Here is a 15537-nt window from a genome sequence, read left to right on the forward strand (position 1 = left end):
GTTGGTTTATGGACAAACAACCCTAACTTAAAAATTTTGAAAAAAAAGTTATGCGCTCTTCAAGGAATCGTTACGGTGCTCAATACTCCGTTTACAAGTAATGACAAAATAGACATGGCCGCACTACGTAACCATGTGAAAGAGGCAATAAATGCTGGTGTTTCAGGCTTTTTGGTCCCTGCCATGGCGGCAGAGGTTTATAAACTGTCAGAAGTGGAGCGAATGGACATGGTGGCTACTGTGCTTGAGACGGTCGCAGGTCGGGTACCGGTGATTGCCGGAGCGGGGGAAACCGATCTTTTAAAAAGTAAAAAGCTTTTAAAAGGCTATATTGGTTTGGGGTGTGAGAATGTGTTGTTTCAAATTCCGTTTGAGAACGAAAAACAGTTTAGAAAACACTTTATGGAATTGGCCGAACTCGAACCTGAAATGATTATGTTGCAGGATTGGGATGCCACTGGATATGGTTTACTGGATGAATTGATTTGCGATTTGTTCACAAATGTAGAAGCTTTTCGATGTCTTAAAATTGAATCCGTTCCCGCAGGCATAAAGTATTCACGAATTTTAGAATTGACCGAAGGCCGTTTGAATATAAGTGGTGGTTGGGCGGTAACTCAAATGCTGGAAGGTTTGCGTCGCGGCGTACACGCTTTTATGCCCACAGGAATGCATTATAGCTATACATCTATTTATAATTATTATGTGAATGGAAATTTTGAAGAGGCTGAAAAGTTATTTGCGCAAATACTCCCTATATTGGCATTCTCAAATCAACATTTAGATATATCAATTCATTTCTTTAAACGACTATTGTACCGCCAAGGTATTTACCCAACCGCAAATGTGCGAAAGCCGAGCTTACCTTTTGATTTTATACATCAAGAAATAGCAGAGAGGCATATTGATACCATAATGGAAATTGAGGCTAATTTAAAATCATCCATGAATCAGCAGTGTTCACCAAGAACCGATACAGGAATCAAAATAAGTAATCCATGTTAAGAACTTTTCTACCCATTATTTTACTCATTGTCACTATTTTCCAATTAAGCGCCCAGAGTGGGGAGCCCACTATTTTAATACAACCCTATTTGCAGGATGCTACTCCAAACTCAATAAAAATAGCATGGGAGACATCGTTTGGTGAGGAAAGCTTGGTGGAATATGGTACTACTCCAAAATTAGAAAAAAAGGCCAAGGGTGTTGCCTTTGACATAAACTTTAGTAGTGCTCGAATCCACGAGGTTAAAATTGAGGGTTTAGAACGGTTTACGGATTATTACTATCGCGTGAGAACGGGTAAGGCAGTATCGGATATCTTTCAATTTAAAACGCCTCCTTTTGCTAGCGATCACCAGTCTTTTAATATAGTGGCCATGAGCGATATGCAAATCGATCACAATAATCCTGACAAATGGTCTGAGGTAGTTAACGATGGGCTGCTGCAATATCTTAAAAAAGAGATGAAGGGAAAACTTCCTGATAATTTGGCATTGGTGTTACTCCCTGGCGATTTGGTAGAGAACGGAACAAACTATGGGCAATGGAGGAACGATTTTTTTAACCCTGCCGAGAAGTTGTTCAGTCAGGTTCCTGTGTATCCAGTATTAGGGAATCATGAGAAAAATTCAATATTTTACTTTAAATATTTTAGCCTTCCGGAAAACGGAACTCCCGCCTATGCGGAACATTGGTGGTATAAAGACTATGGGAATACAAGAGTTATCGGTTTGAATTCGAACGAAGGCTATAGAGATCTTAAAGAACAATATGACTGGTTGGAGCAAGTTTTGGATGCTACGGCCAAAAAGCAGGATATTGATTTTGTATTTGCCCAATTACATCATCCTCATAAATCGGAACTTTGGATTCCGGGTGAAGAAGAGAGTTCAGGTAAAGTCGTACAACTTTTAGAAAAGTTCAGTACTAAAAGTGGTAAACCAAGTATTCACTTTTTTGGACATACCCACGGCTATTCTAGAGGTCAGTCAAAAGACCATAAGCACCTTTGGATTAATGTGGCATCCGCTGGTGGGGCGATAGATAATTGGGGCGAATTCGAAGGCAGGGATTATGATGAATTCACCGTTACGCAGGACGAGCATGGTTTTGTAATGGTGGAGGTAGATGCCGACCCCCTTGATCCAAAATTCACCATCAAACGCATAAGCCGAGGGAACGTAAATGTTGCGCGTGATAATGAAATGACGGATAGTATTACCATTTGGAAAAGAGATCGAAAACCGCAAATACCAGAAACCGTCTACCCAAAAAACCAAGCTGTCGATACCATGGGAGTCCTACTCAAAGCAGGTAAATTTAATAGTAGTGCCACCGGTGCTTTTCATGCAGCATCCCATTGGCAGGTATCCATATTCAAAGATTTTTCGTCCCTTGAATTTGAAAGTTGGAAACAATTCGAAAATTGGTATTATGTAGAGAATCGACAAAAAAATGATGACCTGACAGATGAAAGGACCGAGCGTTTAGATGACAAAACTATTTTTTTCTGGAGAGTTCGGTATCGTGACCAAAACTTAAACTGGAGCGACTGGTCTGAAGTGGCTACATTTAGAACAAAAGAAAGATAAAACAATACGTGCCTTAAACAAAAAACGCTCCACATTGTTGGCTTCTAAATTATAATCGCGACCATAATTTTTAATCGGAACGGGGTTATAACCAATAACGAAGCTTGTCATGAATTGGCGACCAAGCACCTTTTTGAAAAAGTAGATTTTGAGGTGGCCCTAAGATATTATCTCTGCGCATGTAAGTTTTTGCTTCTGGTAGTAAGAAGCAGCTTAGATACACTGAATAATCGCAAAGGTTAGGTAGCTATTCTGTTCAGCAATTGTAAGTTTGAGAGCTTTGGATCATTATGAATTAGAGCTTGTTTTGAAATTATAAAATCTAGTTTTTAATTTACTTGGTAGATCAGAAAGTGATTAACGGACGCTTAATCTTTTGGTAGGTGCTCCAGTAGAAAACGTTTTAGATTGCCACCCATAATTGCTCTAATCTCAATTTCGGAAAACCCTTCGTCAATAAGTTTTTGGACAATTAAAGGCAATCCGGTTACATCAATAGGCGTTGTGGCCGCTCCTTCAAAATCCGAACCTAGGGCAACATATGCTATCCCAACGAGGTCGCGTATATATTTCATCGCATCCACGATATCTTTGACCTCTCCTGCAATGGCGCCTTTGAAAAAACCGACACCTATAAGACCATTAGATGCGCTAATTCGTTTGATTTGTTCGTCCGATAAATTACGAGGGCTATCCTTGGTTCCTTTTACGCCCGTATGCGATACCACCGTGGGTTTTGTGCTAAGATTCAGTATTTCATCGATCATTTTAGGGGAGACATGGGCCAGGTCGATAATCATGTTCAGTCGATTCATTTCTTTGATTACCTGGTGACCGAAATCTGTCAATCCTTTCCCTGATATTCCATGGGCCGATCCTCCTAGTTCATTATCAAAAAAATGCGTTGGAGCCATCATCCTTACGCCCTCATTATAGAGGTTTTGCACATTTTCCAATTTCCCTTCTAGGCAATGTGCCCCCTCAATACCCAAAAATCCACCAATAACCTTGGTATCGTCCTTCCTTAAGTTGATTAGTTGTTTAAGGTCACTTTGGGATGTTACCACAATAAATTTCCCATCGTACTTTTCGGAATACTTATGTAAAGCCCTGGCTTGAAATTCGGCCCGTTTATATAAGCTAAACCATTTGTCGGGCGCTCTTCCCTGTAAAAAATTTAATAGGGTAATCATATCAAAAGTGTCTTCACTATTTTCACGAAAGTTCTGACCTTTTGGAGATTTTGTAACGATAGTAAATGCCTGTAAGGCCATATTTGCTTCCTGCATCCTAGGAAAATCAAAATGGGCAAAGTCCACCCTTTTAGTTATATCACGGTCCCAAAGCAAGGCGTCGCAATGTAGGTCGCTAATGAAATCAAGTGAATCGTAAAGTCTTTTAGCCTCTGGAGTTACTCGTATGGTATTGGTATATTGAACTAGGTTCGTTTCTTTCTCTAATAGGGTGGGTACGATTAAAATGGCTACTAGGTAAATCAAGAGTAGCGAAGCTAAAATATAAGGTAATTTTTTTTTCATCGAAAGGCGTTTTTTAAGTATATAATTGAGGTTTTAATTGGCTTTATTTTTTTCGAGGAGGAAAGCATCGGCAAAGCATGCTAAAGTAAAATGTATTGCAATCACTAATATAGAAAAACGACAAAACCTTTAGTTAGCTGATAGTATTATGGAACAGTATTCAGAAATCACAGGCAAATTTGTTAGCTACTTTGATTGAAGCGAATTTATTAGTAAAACGCTGTTTTAAAAAGTTGCTTTGCAACGAATTTAAAGCAGCTAGTTGAACTAATCCCGCTTTTTTAACGGGATATACAGGTTTAATACCTCGTAAGCTTGCTTCGAAAATTGAAAAAGCTATTTTCCTTTTAATGCATCGTGGTCTTGCCCCGAGGTTTTTTACTAAAAGAACATCACTCCAAATCTTTAATCACTTCGATCAGCGTTTTATAAATTAAGGGACCTGTCTCCGGGCCAAGCGAATTTGATTCGCCATAGGTATCACCTTCAGCATTGTATAGATATGGTTTGCCGGTATCCCACTCGCTTTTGGGAATGATGTAGCCGATTTCGTCATTTGAAAGGCCTAAGTAAAATTTGTACTTGTCTTTTATAAAATTTTGAATCGGTGGGGTTTCCAAGGGTTGGATATCGAATTCACGACCTTCTGGGGCCTCTACACCTCCAAATATGATTTCTGGATAAATTTCCCCTGGGATACTTAAAAATAATGCGGGGCCAATCCTAATGGCACCGACTTCCGTTCTTGTTTTAAAGTATTCGGGCATGCCTAATTTGATTAGGCCAATACCGCTTGCAATCTTAAAAGTAGTGTTGTCCAAGTCTGGAAATATCGTTTTTGCCCGTACCGAAATATTTGAAGTTGTCAAGGTATCCCCATTCTTTCGTAGCGCTTCCAATGACATCATGGCAATTTGGTCACCGAGCGCCTTGGTTTTTTTAAAGGTAGGTTCGGCGTATTCGACCCCTGTAAATGGATTCGGAATAGAAATAGACGGGTGGGGTGCCATCAACCCACCAATTACTCCTGTAAAGTAAATAGCAACGCCGCCCAATCCGTCTTCCATCTTTTCTGTACCGTTATAAACCCCACTTTCTAAAGCCTCTCGCACATAATGTGGAAAATCGGAACTGATCAACAGGTTTTGGCTCCACAAGGTTTCTGGATGATTAGACCAGTTGATTAATGTGCCTAGGGTCTTATCGTTTTCGGCATCTAAAACTTGCATCAAGTGAATACCAGGAGCTTTTACAATTGGTTTTCTTGTATCCTTCATAAGGGAAGCATCTTTTCCGGAAAGGTCTTCCGCAAATACCAATTTCGCAGGCTTTAGGTTTTTTGCTGCCTCAATTACCGCTGCGACTGTTTGCTGTTTTACATACTCCATTATTTCAGGGTTTACTCCAGAATTGAACATATTTTCGCCCCAAATACCTACCAAATCATTGCTTTCATGCGTGTGGGTGGAGGAAAGTAGGGTGTAGTCAATGCCTAAATCCTCGGGAATGCGGTTTCTGATATCGATCACATCGCCATGTAAAAAGCCAATGGCATCCATAGAAATCATTGCGATACGGCTTTTTCCATCGTCCAAGACCATGACCCTTGACCATACGTCATCATGAACCCCTTGTGCTGGTTTGGCATTACTCATGCCCGCAATCCAAAAAGCATCAAATTCTCCATTATTATTGTTGTCATTAAAGGTGTCGCCATCGTCTTTGTTGTATTTGTTATCTCCGTTAGCATCGTTCCAAGTATCAATGATTGTTGGTGTAATCGGTCTCTTTGCAAACCCAGCTTGCATAAGCTCCGCGTTTTTGTTCTTCCACTTTATATCGATGGCATAGCCAGGGTGTCTATCGCGCCAATTATAGATAAATAGGACACTAATACTAAGGATAACAAGTAGGATTATAATCCCGAATACTTTAAATAATTTTTTCATGTTATTTCAATTTATAATCTAGAATTAGTGAGTTCATTGGCTAATCTATATTTAAGTTCCATCAAATAATCGCCCATGCTGGGTCCATACCAGCCCATTAATCGTGGTTCATAGTTACCATAATAATAATATTTTTGGGGAACTATGTAGCCTAGATACTGTCCGTTAAAACTGGTCAGGGCAGAATTGTAGCCTTCCAGTTGCAAGGCGTTTTTTAGGTCTATACCATATTCCCCGCTTAGCTCGTAGGGCATTGTTATCCAAACTAAATTATTCAATCTAAGTCCCTGTAGATTAATAGATTTCATTTCGGGTATTAATTTGCTGCTCAGGAACGGGGAAATTCTTCGACTATCTGATACATAAAACGCTTGCAATTTCGGAATTTCTATATCAACTGTGGTAGATGCCATGGTAACAACGGAATCATATGTCATCCTTTTAAGGAGTACCTTGGCCGAATCTGCCAAGGTTTCGCCTACGTATCTGGCCCTGTCAAATTTTTCGCCCTCACCTTTGTGGGAGTGGCTGCCTACCGTCCCAGCAAAGAATAGGGCCAAATCTATGTTAGCGTCCTCCAAGCTTCTTTGAAAATAGCCCGGATAATCGCCGCTGTAAGTGTCGTTCCAGGCCCCAATAGTTGTTGCATGTGCGGCAAAAATTCCGATAACCGCTTTTTTCCCGTTCTTCTGCTCAAAAGACACAAGATTAAGTCTATCATTAAGTCTACCGGTTTCCCCAATAATACGATTGCGAACTAGATTGGGTGTTCTAATATTACCCGATGAAAAGCTTGCCGGTTGTTTATCTTTTCTTGCGTTAAGTATAAGTTGTGTGAACTTAGTACTAAGCCATGTTACAACCTCTGGCTGAAACGCACCGCCAAAACTTTTTCCTACAAAACCAGGAGTGCAGTTCCCTATACTGGAATGGGTATGGGTGGCCCCAAAAAAAAGCTGTTCCCTTGTAATTTCGGATTTTAAATTAGCTTCTACTTGGACAACTACGGATTCGGGTATTGAAACCATATCGGCGCTGATAAAAATGAGTTCCTTACCATTTACGGCTATTGCAATGGCCTTGGCAAAAATAGAATCATGTATCCCAATAGCTATTTTTCCATCTCCAAAACCTGCCAATTTAATGGCATTAAATTGGCCTTTTGAAGTATCGGGGGAGCTCTGTACATTACTTGGGGTAATATTTATACTAGCGAAACCTGCCGAAAGTTGGCCTTTGACTTCTGTCATATTCTTGACAACGGTATCCATTTTTTTGATGGTGTTCTTGTAATAGGAAGTCTCAAAATAAGGGGTGGTGTCAATAGTACTTGTGGAAAAAAAGAACAACAGCACTAGCAGGAGCCCCAACACCCCAAGCGTTCGAAGTAATCTCCTATGCCACTTTTTTGTTTTCATCTATTTGAGTTTTTTTGGGTCTATAACTACATATTTAACGGTCTTCCGATTCCAGGTATAGACAATATGTACCTTGTCATCTTTGTCTTGTATTACCGTAGGATAGGAATACTCTTCGCCTTCCTCATCGGTTGTTTCGGTCAAGGGTTCTAAGTCAAGTACACGATCCCACTTTTTACCATCTATGGAAAGGGCGATACTGAGCGGAACCCTATCTCCCCAGTCGTTGCCCGTAGGGTTGTAGACCAACAATTGCCGACCATCTTGTAAGCTTACCGCATCGACGCCCGAATTGGGATTGGGAAGTGATGTAGCCGACATTTTGCTCCATGTATTACCGTTATCTTCCGACCAATTTTCTGCTACTACACTATTTTCGGTACGACTTAACAATTGTAGTTTCCCATTCCCATAATTTAAGATGGCCGGTTGTATGGCACCGAATTTTTCCGGATCGTTTAGCGGCTCGGTTTTACTCCAGGTTTCACCGTTATCAATACTTTGTTCTATATGAATGGTCCATTCCCCTGATGTGGTTTCGTTGCTCGAAGGCGAGATAATCGTACCGTTATCCAATTGAATGGGCTGGTTTTTTATGGGGCCCAAAATACCATCCGGAAGCATTATGGGTTGCGACCAAGTTTTGCCATCATCGGCAGAGGTCATATAAAGTCCCCACCATTCCTGTGGACTAGGACCAACCTTATAGAATAAATGTAACGGTTTTCCTTTGGGTTTATAGAGCACTGGATTCCAGCAGGGATTGCGTGTTCCATCTTCTTGTAACCCGTTCACCACTTCTTCAGGTGTGGACCAAAATCCATTCGTATTTCTGGATAACCAAATGCCCACATCCTTGTTTTTTTCCTTTGTGCCGCCAAACCATGAGGCCACCACAACGCCATTGCTTATCTCTACAGTTGAGGCATGGCATTCGGGAGTCAATGCATCTGCTATTTCATAGATGAATTCTTGGGTCGAAACAGCAGGGTGATTAAGCGGCTTTACTTCGGGTAAATTTGTCAATTGTCCTTTGCATGAATAGGTAGATGCTAAAAGGGCACATAAAACTAAAGATCTCATAGGTTTTGTTTAGGTTCAAACGAATAAAATTAGGTTGTAGGTTAGCTGTCCGATTAAAGTCCTTATAATTTTGGAATATTTTTTTCAAAAAATGCATCCATATAATATTGGCAGTACGCATTTACTTTTTTCGAAGCATCCATCGTATGTGGCCATCCTTCGAGTTTATGATAATCGGAAACCGCCCCGTTCTTTTTAAGGGTTTTATGCAAAATATCTGATTGTCGATATGGGACTAGTTCATCTAAAGTACCCTGAAAAGTGAGGGTTGGGGGCACATTTTTTGAGATGGAGAATAATGGAGAGGCATTTTTATATAGTTCAGGAGCCTCATCATAGGTCTTTCCTATTAAATATTGGACAGAGGAGGCGTTAATTGCTGTTTCATCTGTTAGATTGGAAGGGCCATAAAAGTTCACTACAGCCTGTACGTCAGCAGAAACTCCATTTTCGTCTACATCTTCTGGGGTGTTGGTATAAGCGCTCATCATCACTAAATGCCCACCTGCTGAACCACCAATCATAGCCACCTTATTTCGGTCGATGTGGTATTCTCCAGCATTAGATTTTAGCCACCGTACCGCATCTTCAACGTCATAGAGTTGGGCGGGGTATTTTGCGATATCGGTTAACCTATATTGCACGGTAGCAGTAATATATCTTTTTTTGGCGTAACTGATTAGATAAACCAGATAATCGTGTTTGTTCCCTTTTTTCCAAGCACCGCCATGTACAAAAATCAGTAAAGGAGCATCGGCCTTTATATCCTTAGAATGGTAAATATCCAATTTAAGATCTAGAGAATCTGTGGTTTTGTAGATGACATCCTTATACTCCTTTATCTCTTCCGGTACGGGGAAATCCGTTTCGATTAACTTTAACGCACCTGTAGTATAGGCAATCTTTAAGGTTGTATTGTTGGAGTATCCCTCGGGTGCTATAGATACATCATGCACGGTTGTCTTACATGCGATTAAACAGGAAGTTAAGAAAAGGATAACGATACTATTTTTTATCATGTTTATAATTTTTTATTGTTTCACACCTAAAGATTTTCTGGTCAATATGATTACTGTGGCCGACACATACATTAAAAGACCATAAACTGCAGGCACTATTGAAAATTCAGCATTGTTTAAAGCGATGGTTGCCAAGGTAATAGCCAAGGTGCCATTTTGTATTCCAGTCTCTATGGAAATACTTATTGCCTGTTTCCGATTTAATTTGAAAAGTACGGCCAATAAAAAACCAATAGTCATGGTACAAATATTGAGTATTATGGCCGGTAGACCTGCTTCCCTCAAATAGCTCATAAAAACAGCTCGAATACTATATGTAATGCCTATTACTACTAAAATAAAAATGATTGCAGAGGCCACCTTTACAGGTTTTTCCATTCGGGATGCAAATTTGTCAAATTTATGTTTTACCCACATGCCTACCGTTACAGGTATGAGGACAATTATCGTCAATTGCTTAATCATGGTCAACGCATCTACGTTTACCACCTGACTTTGGTTTGAAAACTCATGTACCGCAAATTGAACAATCAGGGGTATTGTGAAAATCGTCAATACGCTAGCAACGGCCGTTAGGGAAACGGATAGAGCTAAATCGCCCTTGGCTAAGAAAGTCAGCATATTTGATGTAGGGCCACCAGGGCATGCGGCCAAAAGCATAACGCCAATAGCTATGGTTGGTGAAAGCTGCAAAGACGTTGCAATGGTATACCCTATTAAGGGCAAGATTATAATCTGGCAGCAAAGGCCTATGATAATTGCCTTTGGAAAAACAAATACTCTTTTGAAATCACCTAAAGTCAAGGATAGCCCCATGCCGAACATTATTATGATTAAGGATATGGCGAGTATGATTCCTGTGGTAGAATCCATAATTTAAATTTTTAATTTAAGCTGTGTTGCTTACAAATAAACCCATTTTTGAAACATGGTGCCAATGCTATCTTATACATTATGCATTAAATATTATCAAGGAACGTGTTATTTCGATTTCTCGAACCGCTCCATTATTTCTAGCCAATTGGTAAAGATGATACCCTCATCCTTAAAAAACTGAATCAGGTCGGGGTCAGAGAATATTTGTGCCTCCCAAGAGCGTTGTTGCCATGAGCCTGTTATAGTTTTAAGGTTTTCGGTCAATACCGAGGGATGAAAGATGATTTCGGTCAGCCCTGAGTCTAAGCCTTGAATGAGTTTCTTGAAACTGGCAATCTTTTCCTCATACGTGTCGGCTTTTGGAGCTGATGTAAAATAGTCTAATTGGGGTAAGGTATATGCTTTGGTCATTTGTACAACCTCCTCCGTCATAGGATAGCCTTTACTTCTGAAATCGACTAATACTTTAGGTTTGGTTATGTCTATAATATTTGCAGGAATACCGTATTCTTGAGCCACTTTCATATATACCTTAACATAACTGGGGTCGCCGAACAAGGTACCCATATGCGTGTCAATATGATCTGGTCGATGACCCCAGGCTATGGATTGTTCGATTTGCGCTCGTATTTCTTTTTCGACCTCGGCCGCTGACGCGTGTTGCACAACTTGCATAACGGAGTGCCACATTTTTTTATCCTCATCCAACAAGCCTTGTACTTCGTCAAGAGGGGTTACCGGCCCCCAGCGGTAGGTCTTCCATTCGCTGGTCAGGGTCAAGTGTAGGCCAATATCCATTTTTGGGTTGTTTTTGGCCCATAAAATAAATTCTTCGGCGTTCGGGCAGGGAATCATTACGGCGGCAGATTGTATGACCCCGTCGAGCAACTGCTTTTCGACCGCCATATTTGCCTCGGGAGACATTCCAATATCATCTGCATGGAGCATAATGACTTTCTTTCCGGCCGGCCAGCCCAGTTTTTCGGCCCAGTTGTTCGGAGCTTCAATTGTTGCTTCCTTCTGTTCGGAACTATGGGCTTGTTCATTCTCGCTTTTTTTCTTTTCGCCACAACCTCCTAAGAAAAGGGATAAACAGAGTACAATCGCTACTTTAGGCACATATGTTTTTTTCATTTTTGATAGTTTATAAATGTTTGTTAAACCATTGAAGCCCATCGCTGTAGATAATATCGAGGGGTGTATCTTTATGTTTGGCATTATACCATATAATTTTTTTGGGTTGCTCGGCCGCATGAAAAAGCAGCTTACTCATCGCCGGAGGCACAACTTCGTCATTTTTTGCATTAAGCATCAAAAAAGGTCGAGGAGAAATTTGCTTCACAAAATTTAGGGGCTCTATAATGCTCACGAAGTCTTTCGCTTCTGAAGAAAGCGCATTTTCTTCGTACAGTAGGTTCAACTGACCACCGGCCAAGGCAATCACGGGAACCTTTACCCTGTTTTCGACCCCGCAAAAAACCGTACCTAGAATACCACCAAGACTAATACCGTAATAACCGATTCTTTTGTGATCTAGTTCCTTTTGGGTTTCTATAAAGTCGACCGCACGACGGAGGTCAAAAACGGTCTGGGCGATGACATTGCGTGTCCAATATTTATAGTCTCCCGTTAAATCGAAATCATAAACGTCGTTCTCTCGATCGCCATGGTCACTAATGTCGATTCGCAATACGGCATAGCCATTTTTTAGAAAAAGATTATTTCCGTATTCCACATAATCCACCGCTTTGTGATCCCCGAGGCCGTGCATTAAAATAATTACGGGCAGGGGTTTTTTACCTTTTTTTGGAAGGCTCAAAAGTCCGGTCACTCTTTTGTCGTGAATGCTGTTGTATGCAACCGAAAACAATTGGAACGCAGTAGTATCGATGACCGTCTGCACGGAGTCTTTTAAAGGAATGGCCCTGTCATATCCATAATAGGAAGTTACCGGCAGACTTTCGTTGGTGTCGTTCGCAAGCTTGAAGGCGGCAAAGCCCGTTAAAAGCAGGGCACTTATGACAATGCCCCAATTCCTTATTTTTTTAGAGGACTTCATCATCGTCAGCTAGATACATTCTGGTACTCTTGGTATAGGTGCCACCATTTTTATCCGCATATTCCAAATCAATATAAAAAGCTTTGTAGCCTTTCTTTGGGAAGGAAATTTTTTGTGTCGTTTCTTTTCCTTGGGCAGGAGTTATTTTGATGGATTTCCATTCCTCGTCCCTGAAATCTCGATCATCGGAATCTGAGGACCATAAATAGGCATTTTTAAAATCCTCTGAATTTGAAGCTACGAAAAGCGTGGCTGAATTTTTATTGGTACTTAGCTCATAATTCATATTTGCATAAGGCTTCTTAGCCAAAGTTTGGCCCCAAAATCCGCTCAATGCCTTTAAAGCACTTTCGCCACCATCAAGATCATGACCGGCATTGGGCGTGTAGTGAATGTAGTTCTCCCCAGGGATATCCTTGATATAATTTTTGATGGCATCAACGGGCCAGTATTCGTCGTTCGTGCCAATAAATATGAGTTTGGGCATCGTCAGTTTTTCTCTATACGAATAGGGGTCAATCATTTGTGTAAGCGCATTGCCATCGGGTGAATTTACCGTCTGGGGAATTTCCAACTTAATGTAGTCGTTGATTTGCTCGCTATACTCGTTCCATGCCGTGAGATGGTAGTCCAAACTTACGGGCATATTCAGTACATCGATGACCATGGGGCCTATGGCCTCTACCCTTTTATCGCTTGCGCCTACCAGCCAAGTGGTCCATCCCCGTTTAGAGGCTCCTGTAACCGTAAACCTTGAAATGTCCTTGTTTAGACTTTGTTTTGAAAATTCCTGTACGGCATCCATGCCGCGAACGGCACTTTTTACCATAGGGAAAAGTAGCGGCCAAGTAAGGTCTTTATCCTGTTTATAATTATGCAGTGTAAAGGATATTAACTGGTCTTCTACAAGATCTCCGTCGTACAAGGGCTGCATAGGCACCTGTCTTAGCACCGAAACGATGGCTCTGTTCTTTTCGGCCATCTTTGCCATGGGACCCGATTCACTGCCGTTCTTTTCCTTATCCTTCCAATTGGGCATGCTATCTTTTAAGCTACCTCCCGTAATAAACAATAAGCCTCCGTCATAGGCGATTTCTTTAGGCACGAAAATGGTTAATTGATGTTTCCAGGTGTGTTCTCGCCATTTTTGTGAGGTCAATAGAAGATCATAGGCCATTACCTCGTCCACTTCAAAAGAATCTTTCACAACCCATGCATAGGAATCATCGGGAGTTTTTAAATAGCTTTCCAAAGCGGTTTCGGGGCTTACCTTGACTTTTTCGACCACCGCGGTCTCTACTTTCTTTTCGGGATTTTCACGGCATGAAACCAAAAAAACAATGGCTGCGGCAAGGGAAATCTTAAATATTGTTTTCATATGTATTTATAAATTGATTTGTTTAGTATTTAGAGTTTGGGTCAGCTCCGAAAAGTAATTTTGGTAAGCTATTGGCAAGAACGATGATTTCATAAACTCCTGAATTATTGATTTAAAGATATTTAGAAAATAATGTAAACTGCTATTTTTAACTCTTTTGCTTTTTTACCTGGGTTTACGAAGTAGACTCAGGGTTTGATTTTTTTAGGCTCTATTTTTTTTGTTATATTGAAATCTGCTAGCTGGGCAGGCTGGTTTGAAATTAATTTTTTTAATTTTAATACTTTGTGCCTCATACCCCTAGATAGTTCATTGTGGCTTGGGATGGTTCTTTATCATATCCATAAGTTCCGACACCAGAATTTCCCCTGTCATTTCTCCTAGGCTTGTACGACTTATATAATCATATCTTTCAAAACTGTTGAAGTCTTCCTTGGTCAGCATGTAGCCGAAAGCATCATTGGTAAGCCCAAAGAGAAAAGGATGCTCTGTTGGCATCTTTCTTTTTAAATAATAGCCAATGTTGGGCAAGGCCTCTCCGGGAATGGTCAAAATTTGTGCAGTACCTATATTCAGAAGATTGAGTGTGGTACTAATGGAACCTTCCTCAGAAGAACCCATTCTTAAGGGGGAATGCTTTAAAATGAAACGCATCACTTCTGAATCAATGGGAAAAGCCACTTTCTTATGGGCACATAGGATGGTCGGATTTTCTTGAATCGGGGCATCTGCAACTATACGTAACGCCTCATCTGCTAATAGGTTACCAATTCTTTGGCATTCTTCCCAATCTCTAGCTTCTTTTCCATCGTCAAGTCTGTTATCTGCAGTTACCATTCCGCCTTGGGCGCCATTCATAAAGATTGCCATGCCGCCCGTTTTCTCTTCAATCCGATCATATAGCGGACCGACCATATCTGGACTTAAGATTTTTCGTTCACTCCCAATTACTTCAGGGTGGATGGCATAGTTAACTAAAGTGACTAAAGGTTTGTCTTTATTCTTTCCTGAAGTGCCAATGGCTTGAATGACTCCGCATCGGGGATCATATAATTGAGGAGCGTAATAATTATAGGCGATTTTACCCTCTGCCTTACCGACTGCTATTTTTAGCTTAGCAGGTTCCCGATTTTTGAAAGCTTCGTTTACGGCATCCGCGATTTGTTGGGTACACCATTCCAAATATTCAAGATCTGCGCCATGGTTTCCGTTTTCATCGGGAAAGGCATAGGCATCTGGAGCACTATGGGTATGGGTGGCACCTATAAGAATATTATTGAACGGAATATCGGTTATCAATGCTCTCGATGTATTGCCTAAAGCGGCTGGCCAGCCCAAATTATCAATGTTAACTATAGCTATTTTTTCACCATCGTTTACTAAGACCATGGCTCGAACATACAAGTTTCCTTTGTTAGTAAGGACTGGTTTAGGAGTTCCTATGCCGCCAGAAATCGCAATTAGCGGATTTGGAGTCAACATCCGTTTTGCAGATCCGACCAATAATTCTTGAGAATTTATACTAGCAGAAAATAAGAGGAATATGATTATAGAAATTGTAAGAGTTGATTTAAAATTGCCTTGCCAATAAAAATTCTGTCTTGTCATAAATAAATATGTTAA

General features: G+C 40.7%; 12 protein-coding genes. 2 read left to right on the forward strand and 10 right to left on the reverse strand.

Going from position 1 to position 15537, the window contains the following annotated elements; translation table 11 throughout:
* The first annotated feature begins 36 nt into the window (after nucleotides 1-36).
* Together Q360_RS21925 and Q360_RS0101165 are read left to right on the forward strand one after the other, a co-directional pair.
* On the forward strand, nucleotides 37-1005 hold the full coding sequence (locus tag Q360_RS21925; RefSeq protein ID WP_051554505.1) for a dihydrodipicolinate synthase family protein: 969 nt from the start codon (nucleotides 37-39) through the stop codon (nucleotides 1003-1005).
* Nucleotides 999-2594 carry a metallophosphoesterase gene (locus Q360_RS0101165; protein ID WP_027075457.1) on the forward strand — a complete coding sequence of 532 codons (1596 nt, stop codon included), beginning with the start codon at nucleotides 999-1001 and terminating at the stop codon, nucleotides 2592-2594. Before Q360_RS21925 ends, Q360_RS0101165 begins: the two co-directional genes overlap by 7 nt.
* Nucleotides 2595-2962: 368 nt before the next feature.
* Here the strand turns inward: Q360_RS0101165 and Q360_RS0101170 are convergent, their stop codons facing one another.
* From Q360_RS0101170 to Q360_RS0101215, 10 genes are all read right to left on the reverse strand, one after another.
* Nucleotides 2963-4132, reverse strand: a complete 1170-nt coding sequence (locus Q360_RS0101170; protein WP_027075458.1) for a dipeptidase — start codon at nucleotides 4130-4132, stop codon at nucleotides 2963-2965.
* Nucleotides 4133-4524: 392 nt separating this feature from the next.
* The gene (locus tag Q360_RS0101175) at nucleotides 4525-6081 is read right to left on the reverse strand and encodes a hypothetical protein (RefSeq protein WP_027075459.1); all 1557 of its coding nucleotides are present in this window, start codon (nucleotides 6079-6081) and stop codon (nucleotides 4525-4527) included.
* A gap of 11 nt (nucleotides 6082-6092) precedes the next feature.
* Nucleotides 6093-7499 (reverse strand): neutral/alkaline non-lysosomal ceramidase N-terminal domain-containing protein, encoded by a 1407-nt coding sequence (locus Q360_RS0101180; RefSeq protein ID WP_027075460.1) that lies wholly within the window; start codon nucleotides 7497-7499, stop codon nucleotides 6093-6095.
* Nucleotides 7500-8582 carry a sialidase family protein gene (locus tag Q360_RS0101185; protein ID WP_027075461.1) on the reverse strand — a complete coding sequence of 361 codons (1083 nt, stop codon included), beginning with the start codon at nucleotides 8580-8582 and terminating at the stop codon, nucleotides 7500-7502.
* Nucleotides 8583-8644: 62 nt separating this feature from the next.
* Nucleotides 8645-9601: an alpha/beta hydrolase gene (locus tag Q360_RS0101190; RefSeq protein WP_051554506.1), complete on the reverse strand. Its 957-nt coding sequence runs from the start codon at nucleotides 9599-9601 to the stop codon at nucleotides 8645-8647.
* Nucleotides 9602-9613: 12 nt separating this feature from the next.
* Nucleotides 9614-10474 carry a bile acid:sodium symporter family protein gene (locus Q360_RS0101195; protein WP_036194726.1) on the reverse strand — a complete coding sequence of 287 codons (861 nt, stop codon included), beginning with the start codon at nucleotides 10472-10474 and terminating at the stop codon, nucleotides 9614-9616.
* Nucleotides 10475-10582: 108 nt separating this feature from the next.
* On the reverse strand, nucleotides 10583-11611 hold the full coding sequence (locus Q360_RS21930; protein WP_084273345.1) for a polysaccharide deacetylase family protein: 1029 nt from the start codon (nucleotides 11609-11611) through the stop codon (nucleotides 10583-10585).
* Between the two features lie 10 nt (nucleotides 11612-11621).
* The gene (locus Q360_RS0101205; protein ID WP_084273329.1) at nucleotides 11622-12539 is read right to left on the reverse strand and encodes an alpha/beta hydrolase; all 918 of its coding nucleotides are present in this window, start codon (nucleotides 12537-12539) and stop codon (nucleotides 11622-11624) included.
* The gene (locus Q360_RS21935; protein WP_084273330.1) at nucleotides 12523-13914 is read right to left on the reverse strand and encodes a PhoPQ-activated pathogenicity-related family protein; all 1392 of its coding nucleotides are present in this window, start codon (nucleotides 13912-13914) and stop codon (nucleotides 12523-12525) included. Before Q360_RS21935 ends, Q360_RS0101205 begins: the two co-directional genes overlap by 17 nt.
* A 309-nt stretch (nucleotides 13915-14223) precedes the next feature.
* Nucleotides 14224-15522 carry a hypothetical protein gene (locus tag Q360_RS0101215; RefSeq protein WP_051554508.1) on the reverse strand — a complete coding sequence of 433 codons (1299 nt, stop codon included), beginning with the start codon at nucleotides 15520-15522 and terminating at the stop codon, nucleotides 14224-14226.
* Between the last annotated feature and the right edge of the window lie 15 nt (nucleotides 15523-15537).

Origin of the sequence: Maribacter antarcticus DSM 21422, from assembly GCF_000621125.1 — a bacterium.
GTDB lineage: Bacteria > Bacteroidota > Bacteroidia > Flavobacteriales > Flavobacteriaceae > Maribacter > Maribacter antarcticus.

Excerpts from the sequence above, each read along its gene's own strand:
- Q360_RS0101165 (WP_027075457.1), top strand. The coding sequence starts at position 999 with ATGTTAAGAACTTTTCTACCCATTATTTTACTCATTGTCACTATTTTC.
- Q360_RS0101170 (WP_027075458.1), bottom strand. The coding sequence starts at position 4,132 with ATGAAAAAAAAATTACCTTATATTTTAGCTTCGCTACTCTTGATTTAC.
- Q360_RS0101175 (WP_027075459.1), bottom strand. The coding sequence starts at position 6,081 with ATGAAAAAATTATTTAAAGTATTCGGGATTATAATCCTACTTGTTATC.
- Q360_RS0101180 (WP_027075460.1), bottom strand. The coding sequence starts at position 7,499 with ATGAAAACAAAAAAGTGGCATAGGAGATTACTTCGAACGCTTGGGGTG.
- Q360_RS0101185 (WP_027075461.1), bottom strand. The coding sequence starts at position 8,582 with ATGAGATCTTTAGTTTTATGTGCCCTTTTAGCATCTACCTATTCATGC.
- Q360_RS0101190 (WP_051554506.1), bottom strand. The coding sequence starts at position 9,601 with ATGATAAAAAATAGTATCGTTATCCTTTTCTTAACTTCCTGTTTAATC.
- Q360_RS0101195 (WP_036194726.1), bottom strand. The coding sequence starts at position 10,474 with ATGGATTCTACCACAGGAATCATACTCGCCATATCCTTAATCATAATA.
- Q360_RS21930 (WP_084273345.1), bottom strand. The coding sequence starts at position 11,611 with ATGAAAAAAACATATGTGCCTAAAGTAGCGATTGTACTCTGTTTATCC.
- Q360_RS0101205 (WP_084273329.1), bottom strand. The coding sequence starts at position 12,539 with ATGATGAAGTCCTCTAAAAAAATAAGGAATTGGGGCATTGTCATAAGT.
- Q360_RS21935 (WP_084273330.1), bottom strand. The coding sequence starts at position 13,914 with ATGAAAACAATATTTAAGATTTCCCTTGCCGCAGCCATTGTTTTTTTG.
- Q360_RS0101215 (WP_051554508.1), bottom strand. The coding sequence starts at position 15,522 with ATGACAAGACAGAATTTTTATTGGCAAGGCAATTTTAAATCAACTCTT.